Origin of the sequence: Novosphingobium terrae (assembly GCF_017163935.1) — a bacterium.
GTDB lineage: Bacteria > Pseudomonadota > Alphaproteobacteria > Sphingomonadales > Sphingomonadaceae > Novosphingobium > Novosphingobium terrae.
On record NZ_JABVZR010000002.1, the window covers coordinates 1,915,637 to 1,932,318 of the forward strand.

At 62.4% G+C, this 16,682-nt stretch carries 17 protein-coding genes; 2 read left to right on the forward strand and 15 right to left on the reverse strand.

All coding sequences use genetic code 11. From position 1 onward, the window contains the following. Positions 1-104: 104 nt before the first annotated feature. The 11 genes from HGK27_RS26375 to HGK27_RS26425 form a co-directional block, all read right to left on the reverse strand. Complete coding sequence (locus tag HGK27_RS26375) at positions 105-1,235, reverse strand: glycerophosphodiester phosphodiesterase (protein ID WP_206243789.1); 1,131 nt, start codon at positions 1,233-1,235, stop codon at positions 105-107. 2 nt (positions 1,236-1,237) lie between these two features. After that, entirely contained in the window at positions 1,238-3,625 is a 2,388-nt protein-coding gene (locus HGK27_RS26380) for a TonB-dependent receptor (RefSeq protein WP_206243790.1), read from the reverse strand. A 9-nt stretch (positions 3,626-3,634) separates the two neighbouring features. After that, positions 3,635-3,916: a hypothetical protein gene (locus HGK27_RS26385; protein ID WP_206243791.1), complete on the reverse strand. Its 282-nt coding sequence runs from the start codon at positions 3,914-3,916 to the stop codon at positions 3,635-3,637. Positions 3,917-4,265: 349 nt separating this feature from the next. Beyond that, positions 4,266-4,685: a hypothetical protein gene (locus HGK27_RS26390; protein ID WP_206243792.1), complete on the reverse strand. Its 420-nt coding sequence runs from the start codon at positions 4,683-4,685 to the stop codon at positions 4,266-4,268. A gap of 29 nt (positions 4,686-4,714) precedes the next feature. Continuing rightward, positions 4,715-5,155: a hypothetical protein gene (locus HGK27_RS26395; RefSeq protein WP_206243793.1), complete on the reverse strand. Its 441-nt coding sequence runs from the start codon at positions 5,153-5,155 to the stop codon at positions 4,715-4,717. Between the two features lie 71 nt (positions 5,156-5,226). Beyond that, positions 5,227-5,439, reverse strand: coding sequence for a hypothetical protein (locus tag HGK27_RS26400; protein ID WP_206243794.1), 213 nt, complete (start codon positions 5,437-5,439; stop codon positions 5,227-5,229). Positions 5,440-5,536: 97 nt separating this feature from the next. Beyond that, on the reverse strand, positions 5,537-6,142 hold the full coding sequence (locus HGK27_RS26405; protein ID WP_206243795.1) for an FMN-dependent NADH-azoreductase: 606 nt from the start codon (positions 6,140-6,142) through the stop codon (positions 5,537-5,539). 24 nt (positions 6,143-6,166) lie between these two features. Further along, a complete protein-coding gene (locus tag HGK27_RS26410) occupies positions 6,167-8,317 on the reverse strand; it encodes a TonB-dependent receptor (RefSeq protein WP_206243796.1) in 2,151 nt (716 codons plus the stop codon). 81 nt (positions 8,318-8,398) lie between these two features. Then, positions 8,399-9,505, reverse strand: a complete 1,107-nt coding sequence (locus tag HGK27_RS26415; RefSeq protein ID WP_241127500.1) for an amidohydrolase family protein — start codon at positions 9,503-9,505, stop codon at positions 8,399-8,401. A 29-nt stretch (positions 9,506-9,534) separates the two neighbouring features. After that, positions 9,535-10,557 (reverse strand): aromatic ring-hydroxylating dioxygenase subunit alpha, encoded by a 1,023-nt coding sequence (locus tag HGK27_RS26420; protein ID WP_206243797.1) that lies wholly within the window; start codon positions 10,555-10,557, stop codon positions 9,535-9,537. Between the two features lie 40 nt (positions 10,558-10,597). Beyond that, positions 10,598-11,338 (reverse strand): SDR family oxidoreductase, encoded by a 741-nt coding sequence (locus HGK27_RS26425; RefSeq protein WP_206243798.1) that lies wholly within the window; start codon positions 11,336-11,338, stop codon positions 10,598-10,600. Positions 11,339-11,487: 149 nt separating this feature from the next. Here HGK27_RS26425 and HGK27_RS26430 point away from each other — a divergent pair, with 149 nt between their 5' ends. After that, positions 11,488-12,357, forward strand: coding sequence for an AraC family transcriptional regulator (locus HGK27_RS26430; RefSeq protein ID WP_206243799.1), 870 nt, complete (start codon positions 11,488-11,490; stop codon positions 12,355-12,357). Here HGK27_RS26430 and HGK27_RS26435 read toward each other — a convergent pair. Continuing rightward, positions 12,354-12,533, reverse strand: a complete 180-nt coding sequence (locus HGK27_RS26435; RefSeq protein WP_206243800.1) for a hypothetical protein — start codon at positions 12,531-12,533, stop codon at positions 12,354-12,356. The genes HGK27_RS26430 and HGK27_RS26435 overlap by 4 nt on opposite strands. Continuing rightward, a complete protein-coding gene (locus HGK27_RS26440; protein ID WP_206243801.1) occupies positions 12,534-13,283 on the reverse strand; it encodes a LysR family transcriptional regulator in 750 nt (249 codons plus the stop codon). It lies immediately after the preceding gene. 324 nt (positions 13,284-13,607) lie between these two features. Here HGK27_RS26440 and HGK27_RS26445 point away from each other — a divergent pair, with 324 nt between their 5' ends. Beyond that, entirely contained in the window at positions 13,608-14,321 is a 714-nt protein-coding gene (locus HGK27_RS26445; RefSeq protein WP_206243802.1) for a pirin family protein, read from the forward strand. Between the two features lie 34 nt (positions 14,322-14,355). Here HGK27_RS26445 and HGK27_RS26450 read toward each other — a convergent pair whose 3' ends face one another. Both HGK27_RS26450 and HGK27_RS26455 read right to left on the reverse strand, forming a co-directional pair. Next, on the reverse strand, positions 14,356-14,982 hold the full coding sequence (locus HGK27_RS26450) for a TetR/AcrR family transcriptional regulator (RefSeq protein ID WP_206243803.1): 627 nt from the start codon (positions 14,980-14,982) through the stop codon (positions 14,356-14,358). A gap of 139 nt (positions 14,983-15,121) precedes the next feature. Then, the gene (locus tag HGK27_RS26455; protein WP_241127503.1) at positions 15,122-16,660 is read right to left on the reverse strand and encodes an aldehyde dehydrogenase family protein; all 1,539 of its coding nucleotides are present in this window, start codon (positions 16,658-16,660) and stop codon (positions 15,122-15,124) included. Positions 16,661-16,682: the final 22 nt, after the last annotated feature.

A 16,682-nucleotide genomic window follows, 5' to 3' on the forward strand; every position in this document is an offset into this window, starting at 1 on the left:
GCAGGGATGGCGCAACCACTGGCCTGCTCGGGCGTGGTCGAAGAAGCGGGCGGCGGTTTGGCCGCCACCCGCTGTCACGCGCTGATCAAGGCTGCGGCAGATGATCAGCCGATGCCATCCACCGCCTTGCGGCCCAGCGCCGGATCGTCGGTGAAGAAGGAATCGACGCCTGCCGCGATAAAGCGCCGCATCAGCTCCACGCAGGCCTTGTCCTGCCGGGCGGCATCGCCGCCGGGGCCCTGAAGGTCGGTCGGCAGGAAGTGGTTTTCCGGGCGGAAGGTCCAGGTCGAAACCAGCAGACCCGCCGCATGAGCGTCGCGCACCAGCGTGGTCGGCTTGCCCAGCGGGCCGGGCTTGCCGGTGATGTCGCCAAAGGGAATGATCCCCTGAAGCACGGGCGCCACCCAATCGGCATAGGTCTTCATCTCGGCAAGGCCCGCTGGCGTCTGCATCTGGTTGAAGGTCAGCGAGCCCCCGGCAGCGGTGACATCGGCGGGGCGCATGTCCATCGGCACCGTCAGCTGCAGCAGCTGGATGTTGGGATGGGCGGCGATGCGCGGGCGCAGCCATTTGAGATTGGCCACCTCGAAGCTCTGGACGATCACCGGCGCGGTCGAGAGGAAATGGCTGGCCGCCACCCGGTCGAGGAAGCGCTGCTCCATCGGCAGACCGATGCTGGCGAAATAGGTGGAATGCTTGATCTCGGGGATCAGGCCGATCTTGCGGCCGCGCGCGGCGCTTTCGGCCTCCACGAAATCAGCGATCTCCTCCAGCGTCAGCAGCTGGAACTGCCCGTCATAGCTGCGGCTTTCCGGGCGCATGGCGCCCATCCGCTCGATGGCGCGCAGCGTCTTGATCTCGGCGAGGGTGAAGTCCTCGGTAAACCAGCCGGTCACCTTCTGCCCGTCGATCACCTTGGTGGTGCGGCGGCTAGCGAATTCGGGATGGTCGGCCACATTGGTGGTCTCGGCGATGTTGTTCTCATGCCGGGCGATCAGCGCGCCATCCTTGGTGGGCACCAGATCGGGCTCGACGAAATCGGCGCCCTGCGCGATCGCCTTGGCATAGGAGCCCAGCGTATGCTCGGGCCGCAGCGCCGAGCAGCCGCGATGGCCGATCACCAGCGGCTTCTTCGTGGCGGCCATGACCGGGGCCGCGCCAAGCGCAGCCCCGGCCAGTGCGGCCCCGGCACCGGCGCGGATCAGCCCGCGCCGGGAAAGGGTCTGGTCGATCATGGTCACAGCCCCACCGAGAAGGTCAGGAACCACTGGCGCGGTGCGATCGGATAGACCGCATAGACGCCCGAAGCCTGGCTGATCGAGATGGTCGAGGCGCCATGGACGTTGAACATGTTGGTCACGTTCAGCGCGATGGAAGCCTTCTTCAGATGGGTGATGCTGTCGGGCAGATCCACCGCGAGGCGTCCGTTGGTCATGAAATAGGAGCTGACCGCGCCGTCGTCGGTGTAGGTGGCGTAGCGCTTGCCGATGTACATGCCCGTGACCTGCGCCTGCACCGGGCCGACATTGAGCGAGGCGACGGTCTTGTTCATCCACTGCGGGCTGCCGGGAACCTGCTTGCCTGCCGTGGCATAGGTGGTGGTGCCGTTCGAGTAATCCTGATCATACTTCGAGCTGTTGTAGGACAGGCCGTTGTAGATCGAGACGTGCGAGCCGAAGCCCAGCGTGGCCGAGGCATCGACGCCATCGGTGGTCACGCTGCCCACGTTGAACAGGCTGGTGGTGCCGCCGGTGATCGAGCTGCCGCCCAGACCCCCGACCGTGGTGCTGACGGCCAGCAGGCGGTTCGAGAAATCGACGTGGTAATAGTTCACCTGCGTATCGAGCGAGGTGAGGAAGCCGCCGTTGAAGTGGCGATGGCTGCGCAGGCCCACCTCATAGGTCCAGGAGGTTTCCGGCTTGCCGCTGGTCTTGAAGTAATCGAAGGCCGCCTGGCTGCCGGTGCTCCAGGGTGCGGTGCCATAATTGCGCAGGTTTTTCTGGATGTTGAAATAGACCTGCTCGGAACCGTTCAGGTCATATTTCGCGCCGATGGCGGGCAGGAACCACTTGTTGGTGTTGATGTTGCCCGAAGGCAGCGCGCCCACCATGCCCGAATAGGACCCGGCCAGCGGCTGGATCGGATACCAGCCCTTGGCATCGACGATGCTGGACTTGACGCCGCCCTGCACGGTCAGGCGGCTGTTGACCTTCCACTCATCCTCAAGATGCAGCTGGATCGCATCGGTGCGATATTCGAAGCTGTATTGCGTGAAGAGCGGGTTCTGCTGCCAGTGATAGGGATCGGTCGGCGCGGTGGCGCTCAGCGCATACCAGTTGCGCAGATTGTCGCTGCTGTTGTGCTCATACCAGCCGCCGAATTCGATATGGTGATTGCCGAAATTGGCGCGCAGGTTGGAGACGATCCCCTCACGGTCGACGCGATATTGCGTCACGCGGGTGATGTAACCGCTGCCGCCGGTCTGCTGGACCAGCTGGGCGATCGTGTCCGTGGGATAATAGACCTGCGCCACTGACAGCGACTGGCCCAGCGGCCCGGCCACCACGCCCTGACCGTCATTGTGGTGATAGTAGATCTGGTTGGACCAGCTGATGTTCTTGGTCAGATTGGCGTCATATTTGATATAGGCCAGATAGTCGGTGCGCAGCGCGGCGGAGAAGTAATTGTTGTAATTGCTGCCCTGCGATGTCGGCGTGTTGCCATTGGCATCGACATAGGCGCGGGCGGCCGCGAAGTTGGGATAGGTGAACGGGCGCGTGTAGGGCTGATAGGCCTGAGCTGCCGTGGTCGGCTTCACGTAAATGGTGGTGGCGTCTTCGTTGGGCTCGGACTTGTCGGAATAGTCGAAATAGACCGTCAGCTTGCCCGCCGCATTGTCATGGACATATTTGGCGTTGGCCTGCCAGCCGCCCTGAATGCCGTCATAGTCCCAGGCGCGGGCGCGCTGGCGCGCCGCCGCAATGTAAAGGCGCGAGGCGTGATCGGCGCCGAAATCGCCGCTGTCGATCCGCGCATAGGTGCGCGAGGTGCCATAGCTGCCGACCGTCTGAGCGGCCTGAATGCCCATGGTGTGCGAGGGATCGCTGGAGGTCAGCTCGATCGCGCCGCCCAGATTGTTGAGAGAGGGCGTGCCCAGATCGCCGGCACCGGTGTCCACGGTGATGTTGCCGATGCCTTCCGACAGCACGGCGCGCTGCGGCGAGATGCCGCTGAGCGTGCCATAGCTCAGATCGCCCAGCGGCAGGCCGTCCAGCGTGTAGCCCAGCTGGTTGATGGCAAAGCCGTGGATGTAGAGCGACATGTCCTGCTCATTGTTGCCCCACGGATCGGCGGTCTGATACATCACACCGGGCAGGGTCTGGATCGCCCCGAGAGCGGAGACGCCGGGCAGGATCTTCTGCACCTCGACCCCGGCAAGCTGCGTGGCCGAGCGGGTGGTCTTGGGCATGGAAACGATGATGTCAGCGCCGGTGCTGGTCGGCGCATCGGCAGTGGCGGGGGCGGCGTCTCCATTGGTGGACGGAGCCTCCGATGCGAGGGCTGGCGTGGCCATAGCCAAGGCCGCCAGCGACAAGGTGCCAAGAAACCGGTGCGAACCCAACATTCTTTATCCCTATGACTGCAAACGAAATTCTGAATCGTTCGCGAGGCGCACTAGGAAAGGTTTGTGACGGATTGACGTGATTTTTATGACAGTTAGATGATTTGCGCCGGGCTGAGTGACGGTGCGAGCAGGCAGGATGCAGGGCAGGCTGAGCCCGATATCAAGCGGGCGGGGTTCCTGCTGCAACACCTGTGTCGGGCGTCTGGTATTCCGATTTCCGGTTGGCTTGACGGGAGCGGACTGGCTGAGGCGGATGGCAAGAGCCGCATCGATTTTGAGCGGATCTGCCATGGCAACTGTTGCTTCCTGCAGTGCTGCGATGCGCCCGCCAAATTGCGTAACTGACGCGAGAGCATCTGAAATTGATGGCAGATTTAAGGAGGTGTTCTGTGATGGTTTCTTATAAGAAGAATTGTTGTAATATGCGCATTCGTGGCTCTGGTTAGGGTTGGAGAGCGGTATGCGGTTTTTGGGCTTGTTTTGTGCAGTTTGGGTCGCGGTTGCTTCCCCATCCTATGCGGGGCCACATGGCGACACCTCATGGGGCAAAGCTGGAGTTCCGTTAGACCAATATGTTCGGGACTCTCAGGAATGTGCCGAAACATCGCGATACGTTACGGCCTATATCCCCCGCGAGACGCTACGGCACCTCGATGCACTCAGTTCCGCTCAACTCCTCGATGCAATAGGCCAAATAGATCCGCATTGGACCGCGATGAATGATGTGAGCGGAATCACGGAACTTAAGTCTGCCGATGACATCGCGCGGCGGACCAACACATTCGGTGCCAAATACGTCGCCATGGTCAATTTTGATGTTCGGGATCAGCTTCAGGCCGTTCTGGATAAATGCTTGCTGGAACGCGGCTATGTCCAGATCAAATTGACCAAAGAGCAGTCTCATGAACTTGGCAAGTTGAAGCGGCATAGCATTGAGAGAGTCGCATTCCTGCATTCCATTGATGCCGATCCATCGGTCGTCGAGACGCAGAAATTGTATCGTTCTGATAAAAATCAGTAATACGAAATTATTTTCAAACGGATGGCGACGGAATATCATATTTGATACCGCCATCCGGAAAGATCAGTTCAGTTTCCAGCTTTGTAAATGGCACGGATTTCTGCTCCTGTGACATTTTTACCGTCAATCGTGCAATCTATCGTGCTGGTCGAATCTGCCGTCCCGCTGGCCAGTCCCTGACCTTCAGCATCTGCCGACTCGGCAATGTTGGTCGCCTGCCAATGACCAGAGTCCTGGCGCAAAACGAACTGATAGACCGCGATCTTGCCGTCCTTGCGCTTGAGTCCCTTGGGCCCTTCGATCAACCCGCAAAGATAGGCGTAGCCGTGATCCTTGATCAGATCCTTGACAATGAATTTGTCTGACGGGCCGGTCCGTGCGGCGTTCAGAATGGCGAGGCGGTCCTGATCGGCATGATCAAGGTCGCGTGCGGCAACCGTCGTCGGCACAAGGCAAGGAGAGAGTGCCAGAAGCCCCGCTGCCAGACGAACATGCCGTTCAAACATCATGATCCCTCCATTTTTGGTGATAAAGTTCTATCATGCTTAATCGTTAGTTTTTCATTGATTGATCGGAGCAATCAGGCATCCCAAAAGGCTATCATGGCTTGAGCCAATGTTTCTGAATCAAGCTGCATCTTCGATACAGCGAAAAACCACAGTACCATCTTGATCCGCACCATGTGACATCTGCGGATATTTTCCGTGGTGGGAAAGCTGGCAAGCCTGCGGCAAAGATCACCAAACACCTGTGCTGCTGCTGATGGCTGCCGCTGCGCAGGATCGCGAAGCACGCGGTCGTTCTCTCACCCATGCAAAAAGGCGCGCGATACGATCCCGGATGACCGTACCGCGCGCAATCGACCCTGGTGACTAGGCAGGGCCGGGAGGTCAGAGTGGCAGCGCCGCGATCGCCTCGCGGGCAGCTGCAATGCCTTTCGCCTTGGCCTCGGGCCCCATGGCCAGCCCTTCGGCCACGATGATCTCGGCGGTGAGGCCGATCGTGCCGAACAAACTGCGCAGATAGGTCGAGGCGTGATCGATCGCGGCACCCGGGCTGCCGGGGCTGTAAATCCCGCCTGAAGTCACCGCGATCACCACCCGTTTGCCGAAGACCAGCCCCTCCGGCCCGTTGGGGCCATAGCGGAAAGTCTTGCGGGCGATCAGGATGCGGTCGATCCATGCTTTCAGCTGCGAGGGCACGGTGTAATTGTACATCGGCGCTCCGATTACCAGAATGTCGGTCTGCAGGAATTCCTCCAGTGCGGCTTCGCTGCGGGCCTGTTGCGGGTCTTGCGTGCTGGGCGCGATAGGGGAGTCCGGATCATAGGGCAGGGTGGCTAGCCTGGCATGGGGATAGTCCTGTTCGGCGAGATCACGATGGGTGACCGCAATGTCTGCCCGCCCCTGCGTCAACCTGCCGACGATCAGGGCCGAAAGCTGGCGCGACACGGAGAGATCGCCAAGAATGCTGGAATCGAGATGAAGGAGTTTCATGGTATAAGGCTCTGTCTTGTCGCTTCAGAACTGGTAATGCAGCGCCACGCCATAGGTGCGCGGCGGCGCGTCATAGACCACCGAGGCGATATTGGCCGACGTGTTGGCGGCGGTCAGCACGCGCTCATCGAACAAATTCTTGCCGAAGAGGGTCACGCTGGTGCGCTCATCCGGCAGGGTGAATTTCAGCGAGGTGTTGAGCGTGACATAGGCGGGCTGGCGGATGAAATTGTCAGGCTCCAGATAGGAATCGCCATGATAGGCGGCGGCCACATTGGCATGGACCCTCGCGCCCGCCAGCGCCGTGTCGTAATCCACCGCCAGATTGCCGCTCACCTTTTCCGATGAGGGCAGGCGGTTGCCCGCCACATTGCCAGCGGTGATGGTGACACCGCCCGCCGGATTGGGAATGGCGATCTGGGCATTGGGATAGTCGGCATATTCGGCATGCAGCAGCCCCAGCGCGCCCGAGATCTCCAGCCCTCTGGTCACCAGCGCCTGCATCTCCAGATCCAGCCCATAGGTGTGGGCCTTGGCGGCATTGGTGACGATGGCAAGGTTGTTGACCACCTGCGAAACCTGAATGTTGGTGTAGTCGTAATAGAAGACCGAAGCGTTCAGACGGATACGCCGGTCGAACAGCTGCGTCTTCAGTCCTGCCTCATAAGCGTTGAGCTTTTCGGGCAGATAGGCGGGAGAGGCCGGGGCCAGCAGATTGTAACCGCCGCTCTTGAAGCCGGTGTTGAAGGAGGCATAGCCCAGCACAGCGGGCGCGAATTGGTGATCGAGCGCGACGCGGAAGCTCGGCTTCTCGATCGACTGGCTTGAGGCCAGCAGCGGGCCGGGCCCGGTCGGCAGCGTCAGGGAAAACAGCTGGGAGGCCAGCAGATCGCGCTTTTCCCAGGTGTAGCGTGCGCCCAGCGTCAGATGGCTGCCCGGCATGAATTCCCACGTCCCTTGTGCGAAACCGGCCAGCGATTGTGTGGTCTGTTTCCCGTCACGTCGGATGTAGCTGATCGGTAGCGGGCTGCTGTAGGGTGGGCGCATCGTCAGCAAAGACGGGGAGGAGAATTCCTTGTTGTTGAAGTAATAGGCGCCGACCACCCAGGTCAGGGCCCCCGATGTCGGCGAGGTGAGCTGCAACTCCTGCGTATAGGCGTGGTTGGGCTGATCGCCGGCCACGGTGAACAGGGATGCAGCCGTGCCGTCATTGTCGAACAGCAGCGTGGAATGCATGTTCTGATAGGAGCTGATCGAGAGCAGATCGGCAAAGCCCAGATGCTGATTGATCGTAACACTGCCCGAATAGCCCTTGTTACGCAGGAAGCCGTCGAGATCATTGCGCGTGTCATAGCCATTGGCCACGGGCAGGGCGCCGGGATAGGTCGTTGTGGTGCCCGGATAGGGCGTGTAGACGATGCCCACGAATTTCTGGTCGAAATATTGCCCGACGACGCTGATCTTCGTCTGCGTGGAAGGCGTAAAGACCAGCTTGCCGCGCAGATTGACATCGCGGGCGACGCGATGCGTGTCATGGCCGGTGGTGTAATCCTTGCCCCAGCCGATGCCCTGCACGCCATATTGCCCGGCCAGACTTGCCGTCAACCCTTCGGCCAGACCGCCTGCGATATAGGCGTCGGTGTGCAGCGTTTCGTAATTGTCGATGCTGGTGCCCAGCTCGGCATGGAAATCCTGCGTGGGGTTGCGCGTGGTGACCTGGATCACCCCCGCCGTGGAGTTGCGCCCGAACAAGGTCCCCTGCGGCCCCTTCAGCACCGCGACCTGAGTCACATCGCTCAGCCCGCTCAGGCCGCCGCGCGAATAGGGGATGTAGACCCCATCGACATAGAGCGAGGCCGGGGATTCGGTGGTGGTGGCATTGGTGCCGATGCCGCGAATATAGGGCAGGAACGACGAATTGTTGATCCGCACATTGACGCCCGCCGCGATGGTGCCGATGTCTGCGGTGTTGGCCACGCCCTTGTTGGCCAGCGTGGCGGCATCGGCGGCGATGACGGAGATCGGCACCTTTTGCAGATTTTCTGACCGCTTCTGCGCGGTCACGACAATCTCGCGCAAGCCGGTCTGGTCGGCGGGGGCATCCTGCGCCCGGGCGGGACATGCGGCAAGAATGCCGATCAGCGAGACGCCGATACGAATACGGGTGGACGACATAAACCTCTCCCTTGGTGCTTTCCGCGCATGTTTGCTGCGGTTGGTCTGGTGTGCTGGCCGGTCAGCCGGCGCGTGATCGGATCATGGTGTCTTGCCGATCAGCGCCTCGGCATTGCCCGCCATGATGGCGTTGCGCAGTTGGGGGGACAGCAGTGGTGTCTGCTCCAGCGCGGCGGCCAGGGCGTGGCAGGCCGGAACGGGCGTGTAGGGCCAGTCGCTGCCGTAATGGATGCGGCTGTGATCGGCGACGGCGAGCAATGTGCTCAGCATATGCGGCACCGGCATGCCTGCCAGATCGAAATGCATCCGGCGCAGCGCCTCATGCATGGCAGGCGGGGGGGCGTGCCGGGCACCTTGCGCCAGCATCCCGGCGATGGCATCGATCCGCCCGGCCAGAATGGGCAGCGCCGCCCCGGCATGGGGCACCAGCAGGCGGATGTTCGGATAGCGCGCGAAGGTGCCCGAGAGCACCATATTGGTGACGCTACGGGTGGTGTCGAAGATGAATTCGATCAGCGGCGCGGGATAGCCCAGCCCCAGATCCTGTCCCCCCGCAGCGCAGCCGCAGGAGGTGTCGGGCGAGGTGGGATGGATGAACAGCACCGCCTTGCGCTTGTCCAGTTCGGCATAGACCGGGGCGAGTTGCGCATCGCCCAGATAGACGCCGTGGAAATTGGTCTCGAAGATCACCCCGGCGGCGCCCAGATGGTCGAGCGCATAGGTCACCTCCTCCACGGCGCCCGCCACATCGGGCAGGGGTGTGGAGGCGAAGAAGCCGATGCGCCCGCGATGGGCGGCGGCCAGCCGGGCGCCTTCCTCATTCACCCGCCGCGCCAGAGCGCGTGCCGCGGCATCATCGCCGAAATGCACGCCGGGGGAGGACACCGAGATGATCGCCTTGTCGATGCCCAGATCATCCATCATGGCGATCATCGCGGCCTCGCTCCAGGCGGGGGTGCCGGGAATGCCATCGGCTTTCAGCAGGTCTGCCTTGGCCAGCGCCTCGCGGTAGAAATCGGGCAGGAAGTGGTGGTGCAGGTCGATGCGGCGGGCTGGTGCGGAGGGTTGGCCTCCCCCTTGGGCGGCAGCGGAATCCACCGGCATCATCGCGGTGAAGGCTGCCGTGGCCAAAAGGTGGGCGGCGCCTCTGCGGCTGATGGTGCCGGGCGTAGGGGTATGGAGGGTCATGATTTCACCTTTTGACTACAAGTCAATTTTTAGACCGTAAGACGCGCCGCATCCTGACCTGCTTCGGACTCCAGCAGGCGTTTCATCACGCGGCGCGCGCGCAAGCCGCCGGAATCGATGGGCAGGATAAAGGGATGAAGCGCCATCAGCTCGGCTCCCTCCATCGCCAGATCGACCGCTTCCAGCATGGGTCCGTCCTCGGTGTCGATGACGTGGCGCTGGGTGGTCTGGATGGTTCTGGCCCTGTCGGCGGGCATCGCCGCGCTGAGCGTGGTGGACATGAAATAATGGGTCATACCCGCATTGGCCGGGGTGCCGATGTGAAAGAACCGTCCGGGCTCGGCGGTGTCGATGGAGCCGCCGCTTTTCACCGCGCGCCCGGCAAAGGTGATGACATTGCCGGGATGCCAGCGAATGCTGATCTGCGTGTCGATCCGCTCCCCCAGCGCGGCAAAGCGCGGTGAGGGCGGCGCGTCGAAATTACGGAAGACGACATCGACGCAATTGTTGACTTCGCTGACCTCCAGCGTGTTGTTCTCGGGCGGGCCGCCGGAAAAGCTGCCCTGATGCAGGTAATCGGCGTGAGACAAATCCAGCAGATTGTCGACCAGCACATCGACGCGATATTGCGCTTCGATGTAATTGTACACGGTCACTGTCGCCGGATCGTCAATATAGGCAAGATCCGGGATCTGGGCCGGATCGGCCCTGGCGTCATGTCCTGTCCACACCCAGACCATGCCATAGCGTTCAGTCACCGGATAGGCGCGGACATGGGCGTTGGGCGGGATCTTGTCGCTGTGCGGATTGGTCACGCAATGGCCAGCATCGTCAAAGCACAGGCCATGATATTTGCAGCGGATGACATCGCCCTCCAGCGTGCCCCGGCTGAGCGGCGCGAAACGGTGCGAGCAGCGATCCTCAATGGCCGCGACGGAGCCATCCAGCTTGCGGTAGAAGGCGATCCACTGGCCGCAGATTTCTCGCCGCAGAATGTCGCGCCCCAGATTGGCGGAGAGTTCCGCCACATACCAGACGTCTTTCAGGAACATCGTCTCCATCCTTTTATCGTTATGCATGCGGCTCCGGCTGCTACCAGCGGTGGCGGTTCTGAACGGCATGGCCATCATGGAAGAAGCCGCCCGTCGGCCCCAGCGGGCCCAGCGTGGCCAGATGCACCGCCACGGCTGCGGCCTGATCGACATCGCGATAGCCGGTGTGGCCGTTCATATCCGTGGCGGTGAAGCCCGGATCGGCGGCATTGACCTTGATCCCCTCGGCCAGCAGCTCCTTGGCCAGCTTGACCGTCAGCATGTTGAGCGCGCTTTTGGAGGCGCAATAGCCCGCATGGTCAACATTCCAGTACAGGCCCGCCATATCGCCGGTTTCCGCCAGCGAGCCCAGCCCGCTGCTCATCATCACGATCCGCGCGGCAGGCGATCGGCGCAGCAGCGGCAGCAAGGCCTGAGTCACGCGCAGCGGCCCCAGCGTGTTGACCTCGAACATGGCGCGGATGGAATCGATCTGCTCCTCGCTGGCGGGGCCGGGCGTGCCGATGCTGATGCCTGCGTTGTTGACCAGCACATCGAGCGCACCGATCTCCTTTTCCAGCCGCCGGGCTGCCGCGCCCACGCTGTCATCATCGCTCACATCGATGGTGAGGGCATGGGCATCGATACCGGCATGGCGCAGATCGTCGGCGGCGGTCTGCCCCCGCGCGGCATCGCGGCAGCCGAGCCAGACCGTATGGCCCGCCGCACCCAGCTGATGCGCGATGGCAAGGCCAATGCCTTTGTTGGCGCCGGTGATCAGCGCCGTGGAACGGATTGTCATGGGGTTCTCCTTGGCCTTGATCTTCCGCCAAGCCGGTCCCTCACGCATTCCTCATCGTACCAAAGATTTGTCTGATCCTTCCAAACTGGTTACGCTGGCAGCAAACGACCCCACATGTCTTCCACAAGGCATGGTGAGAGGAGAGAGTGATGCTGGCCAGGTTGATCGCGACGGCGCAGCGCCATGCTGCTCGCCCCCATCTTTGTGTTCCGCGCCTGTCGATCCGGTCGTCGGATGCGCCGGGTGTGCCCGTGCCGATCCTGTTTCAGCCGGTTTTCTACATGCTGCTGCAGGGGGGCAAGCGGATGACGATGGCAGGCAAATCCAGTGACTGGACGCCCGGCACCTGTGCGGTGGCCTCAGTGGGGCTGCCTTTCATCACCCAGACCATCGAGGCCACGCCGGAGCGGCCCTATCTGGGGATCGAGATCAGGCTGGATGCCGGGATCGTTGCCGGGCTGTTGCTGGATATGCCCGATCAGCAGCATGAGGAGAGCGAAGGCGGGGGCGGGGCGATGACCACCGCGCAGGCCAGCGCCAGTGTGCTGGAGCCTTTCAAACGGCTGGTCGGATTGCTGGATGCACCTGAGGATGTCGCCGTGCTGGCGCCAAACTTCGAGCGGGAGCTGTATTATCGCCTGCTGCAGGGGCCGATGGGGGGCACCTTGCGCCAGATCGGACGTACCAACACCCGTTTCGCCCAGATCCGCGCGGCAGCGACATGGATCTGCCAGCATGCCGATGCGCCTTTGTCCGTGCCGCATCTGGCCGCATCGGTGGGGATGAGCGTCACCTCCTTCCATCGCCATTTCAAGATCGCGACCGGGCAAAGCCCGCTTGCCTATCAGCACCATCTGCGGCTGATCGAGGCGCGACGTCGTCTTGCATCGGGATCGGTGACGGTTACGGAAACCGCCTTTGCCAGCGGCTATGCCAGCGCCGCCCAGTTCAGCCGTGAGTACAAGCGGCTGTTTGGCATTGCGCCCTTCCGGGATCTGGGCTTGCTCAGGCAGGCCTAGCGGTGGTCCTGAGGTTGCGCTGTCTTGAACAGATTGCGTGACAGGGCAAGCAGCCAGCCTATGTCCGGATCGGCCTCGCGCCGCTTCAGCCAGTGATGGGCGATGGGGATCGGCGGCACCGGGAAGGGCGGGCTCAGCACCTGAAGATCACCGCCGGACGCAAGCGCCTCCGCCACCTAGCGCGGGGCCACGGCGATCAGGTCCGAGGTACGGATCAGTTGGGGCAGGCTGGAAAAATTGGCGGGGCGCAGGCGGATGCGCAGCGCGATGTTCAGCCGCGCGATCTCCTCGATATACAGGCTGTAGGGCCGGTTGACCGGCATGACGACCACATGCTCGCCCCGCACGAAAGCCTCCAGCGTGGCGGGATCGGACATGGTGGGATGCCCTTTCCGCACAAGGCAGGCCAGACGGTGCGAGGTCAGCTGTTCGGAGGCGATCACGGCAGGGTCCAGCTCGGGAAAATGCCCCAGCGCAAGATCGACCATGCCGCTGTTCATGGCATCGCGAATCTGCGCGGGCTCCAGATTGAGCGTCCTGAGCGTCAGATGGGGGGCCTGTTCAGCCAGAGCCTGCGCCAGCCTGGGCAGATAGATCAACTCGCCCGCTTCCGACATGCACAGGGTCAGGGTGCGCGTGCTGGTCAGAGGATCGAAGCGGGCGGCGTGAAACACCTGGCGATCCAGCAGGCCGAGCGCCTCGCTGACAGGCGCGCGCAGCGTGGCCGCAAAGGCGGTGGGCACCATGCCTTCACGCGTGCGGCGGAAAAGATCGTCCTGAAAAAAGTCGCGCAGTTTGCCCAGCCCCACGCTGACGGTGGGCTGGCTGACACCCAGATGCAGCGCCACGCCGGTGACCGAGCGCCGCTCGAACATGGCATCCAGCAGGAGCAGGAGATTGAGATCCAGTCGATGGATATTATTCATTGTAATAAAGCCTATCATGATATTTCGTATGGTCAATAAAACGGACCGTCTTCATAGTCCTCTGATGAAACGCTCGCAGGGAAAGAGGCGTTGAAAGGAGGAGGGTCGTTATGACATTCGCATCGGGGGTGCTTGTCGCGTCCGGCTCGCTGGTGATGATCCATCCTGTGGTCTGGGCTCAGAAAATCGAGACGCCGGGGGGCGGTTCGCGCTCACTCTTCAGGCGAAGGCACGCCTGCGGGGCTGCAGAGCCATTCGGGGCCGCCGCGCAGCTATGGCCTGTCGGCCAAACCCCGTTTCTGAAAGATATCAGGGGAATGAAGCATGTTGCAGCATAGGCCGCTCTCGCAGATCGGCGCTGTCGATCATGGTTGGCTGAAGGCGCGGCTGCATGTCGCCATCGGCGGGCAGGGACATCCTGCGCATCATCCCATCGGCAATCTGGTGGTGTTCAACGATGACGAGATCGCTGCCGGAGCCGGTTTTCCCACGCATCCCCATGCCGATATGGAGATCGTCACCTATGTTCGCGCGGGCGTGGTGACCCATGAAGACAGCATGGGCAACAAGGGCCAGATCAAGGCCGGGAAGGTGTTGGCGATGAGCACCGGAACCGGCATCCGTCATTCCGAGTACAATGCCCATCAGCAGCCTGCCTGTCTGTTCCAGATCTGGTTGTGGCCGCGTGAGCGGGGCGGGGTGCCGCAATGGGGCATTTGCTCTTTTCCTGATGCGGAGCGTTCCGGCGCCTTTATGCCCTTGGCCAGCGGCTATCAGGCGCCCGGCGCCATTGCGATCCGCGCGGATGCCGAGGTTTATGGTGCCTTCCTCACCGCAGGAGCTGCCACGCGCTTTGACATTCGCCCCGGGCACAGCGGCTATCTGGTCCCGGCCAGCGGCTGCGTGACTGTCAATGGCGAGCGGATTGAAACGCGTTCGGGGCTGCTTATCCGCAACGAAAATGCGGTCGAGGTCGAGGCGCTGAGCGATGCCGAGGTCATTCTGGTGGTCACTGCCGCAGTGTCTCCGCCTTTGTGACAACCCGTCCAAAGGGGAGGCATTGGCCTTAGCGTCATCGCGCCGGAAGCCCCTCCGCCGCTGCTTCGGGCTGGGGGAAATGCTTGAGGGCCTGCACCGCAACGGCCGTCAGATCTTCAGAAGAAGCGCCATCCAGGGCCTGCAACGGCAGACCTTGCAGGACGGTGAAGATAAACCGCGCCTCGATCTCGGCATCGGTCGTTTCGGGCAGCACGCCGGTCTCGACATCCCGCGCGATACGATGCTGGAGGGCATGGCGCGCCTCGTCACGCAGCTTTTGCAATCGGGCGGCCAGATCGGCATGTTCGGAGGCGGCGGTCAGCATCCCGCTGGACATCATGTAGCCCATCGGCGTGTCCGGTCTGGTCGCTGCCGCCACGCCGCGTTTCAGCAGGGTTTCGACAGCATTCCGCGCGGAGGAGGCCGCAGCAATGTCTTCCGCCGAGAGCAGGCCGGCCCCATAGCGCGCAAAGGCCTGCCGATGCAGCTCCGCCTTGCTGCCGAAGACGTCATAGAGCGTCGAGCGCGCGATCCCCATGGCCTTGATCAGATCGTCAATGCTCACGCTTTCATAGCCGTGGTGCCAGAACAGCCTGAGGGCGGCATCGAGCGCCTGCCCACGGTCAAAACGCGATGGCCAACCGCTGGGCAACAGGTTCATGACCGCATCCGCGTTGCGCAACTTGGTCGCGGGGCGTGAAACATCAGGTCAAACATCGCCCAGATCCTTGTGGGTTGGGGAGGGTCGCAAGATCATGGGTATGGAACGCGAAGGCTCCATACCCACACGCCGTCTGCGATCAGTGGTGGGCGCCGGCACCCGGAGCCGCTGCCGCGCCGAACAGGCCGAGCGGCCCTTCCGCCAGATTGATGACCACGCTTTTCTGCAGCGTGTAATCCAGCACCGTGTCGAGGCAATTGTCCCGCCCGAAACCGCTCTGCTTGTAGCCGCCCAAAGGCTGCCCGCTGCGGATGTTGTAATAGCGGTTGATCCAGACGATGCCGGTTTCCATGCCGCGCGAAATGCGGTGCGCCCGCGCCAGATTTTGCGTCCAGACACCGCCGCCAAGGCCGAAGATGTTGTCATTCACCCGCGCCAGCAGCTCGGCCTCATCCTCCCATTCGAGGATGGTGGTGACGGGGCCGAAGATTTCCTCCTGCGCGATGCGCATGTCATGGTCGACATCGGTGAAGATGGTGGGCTGGATGAACAGCCCGTCTTCAAACCCCGGCACCTTGGCCGCCTCACCGCCGATGGCGACTTTGGCGCCTTCCTTGCGGCCCAGCTCGATATAGGCCTTCACCCGGTCGAACTGGATGGAGGAGGATTGCGGGCCGATCTGCGTGGCCGGGTCCAGCGGATCGCCCTGTCGCACATTGGCCAATTGCCGGGCCAGCGTGTCAAGGAAGGCCTCGCGGATGTTTTTGTGCACGAAGGTGCGCGTGCCCGCAAAGCAGATCTCACCCTTGTTGGCCACGGTGGAGAGCACGACCGATTCCGCCGCCGCCTCCAGATCGGCATCCTCGCAGATGATGTTGGCCGATTTGCCGCCCAGTTCCATCGTTTGCGGGATGATGTTGACGCTGGCGTACTGGATGATCTTGGCCCCGGTGTCGCGCGATCCGGTGAAGCTGACCTTGCGCACCTTGGGGTTGGTGACCAGCGCCTCGCCCACATCGGCGCCATAGCCGGTGACGACATTGATGACGCCGGGCGGAATGATCCCGGCGGCGTCCTTGATGAACTCCAGCACGGCAAGGCAGACGGTTTCGGCAGGTTTCAGCACCACGGTGCAACCGGCGGCCAGAGCAGGCGCCAGCTTCAGCGCGGCCATCGTCATCTGCGAATTCCACGGGATGATCTGGGCGACAACGCCGATCGCCTCACGGTGAACGATCACGGTGGCGTCCTTCTGGTCCAGCACCTCGCCCTTCAGCTGATGCGCGGCCCCGGCGTAATAGTCGAAGATGTCGGCGGCATGGCCGGTGTGGCCCATCGCCTCGCGGATCGGCTTGCCGTTGTTGAGGACGTCCATCACGGCGTAATCGAGCTGGCGCTTGCGCATCACCTCGCCCAGCGCCAGCAGCAGGCGCTGGCGTTCCAATGCGCTGCTGGCGCTCCATGCGGGGAAAGCGGCGTGGGCGGCATCCACCGCGCGGGCCACATCGCTCGGGTCTCCGGCCTGGATCGAGCCCAGCACTTTGCGCGTGGTGGGATCGTAAAGATCGATGGTCTTGCCGCTGTGGCCATTGACCCACTCACCATTGATGAAATGGCCATAGGTGCCCATCGAGCGCAGCTTTTCGGCGGTCTTTTGCGTCTGTTCCAGTGTCAGCACGGTGTCTCTCCCAAAAGGTGTG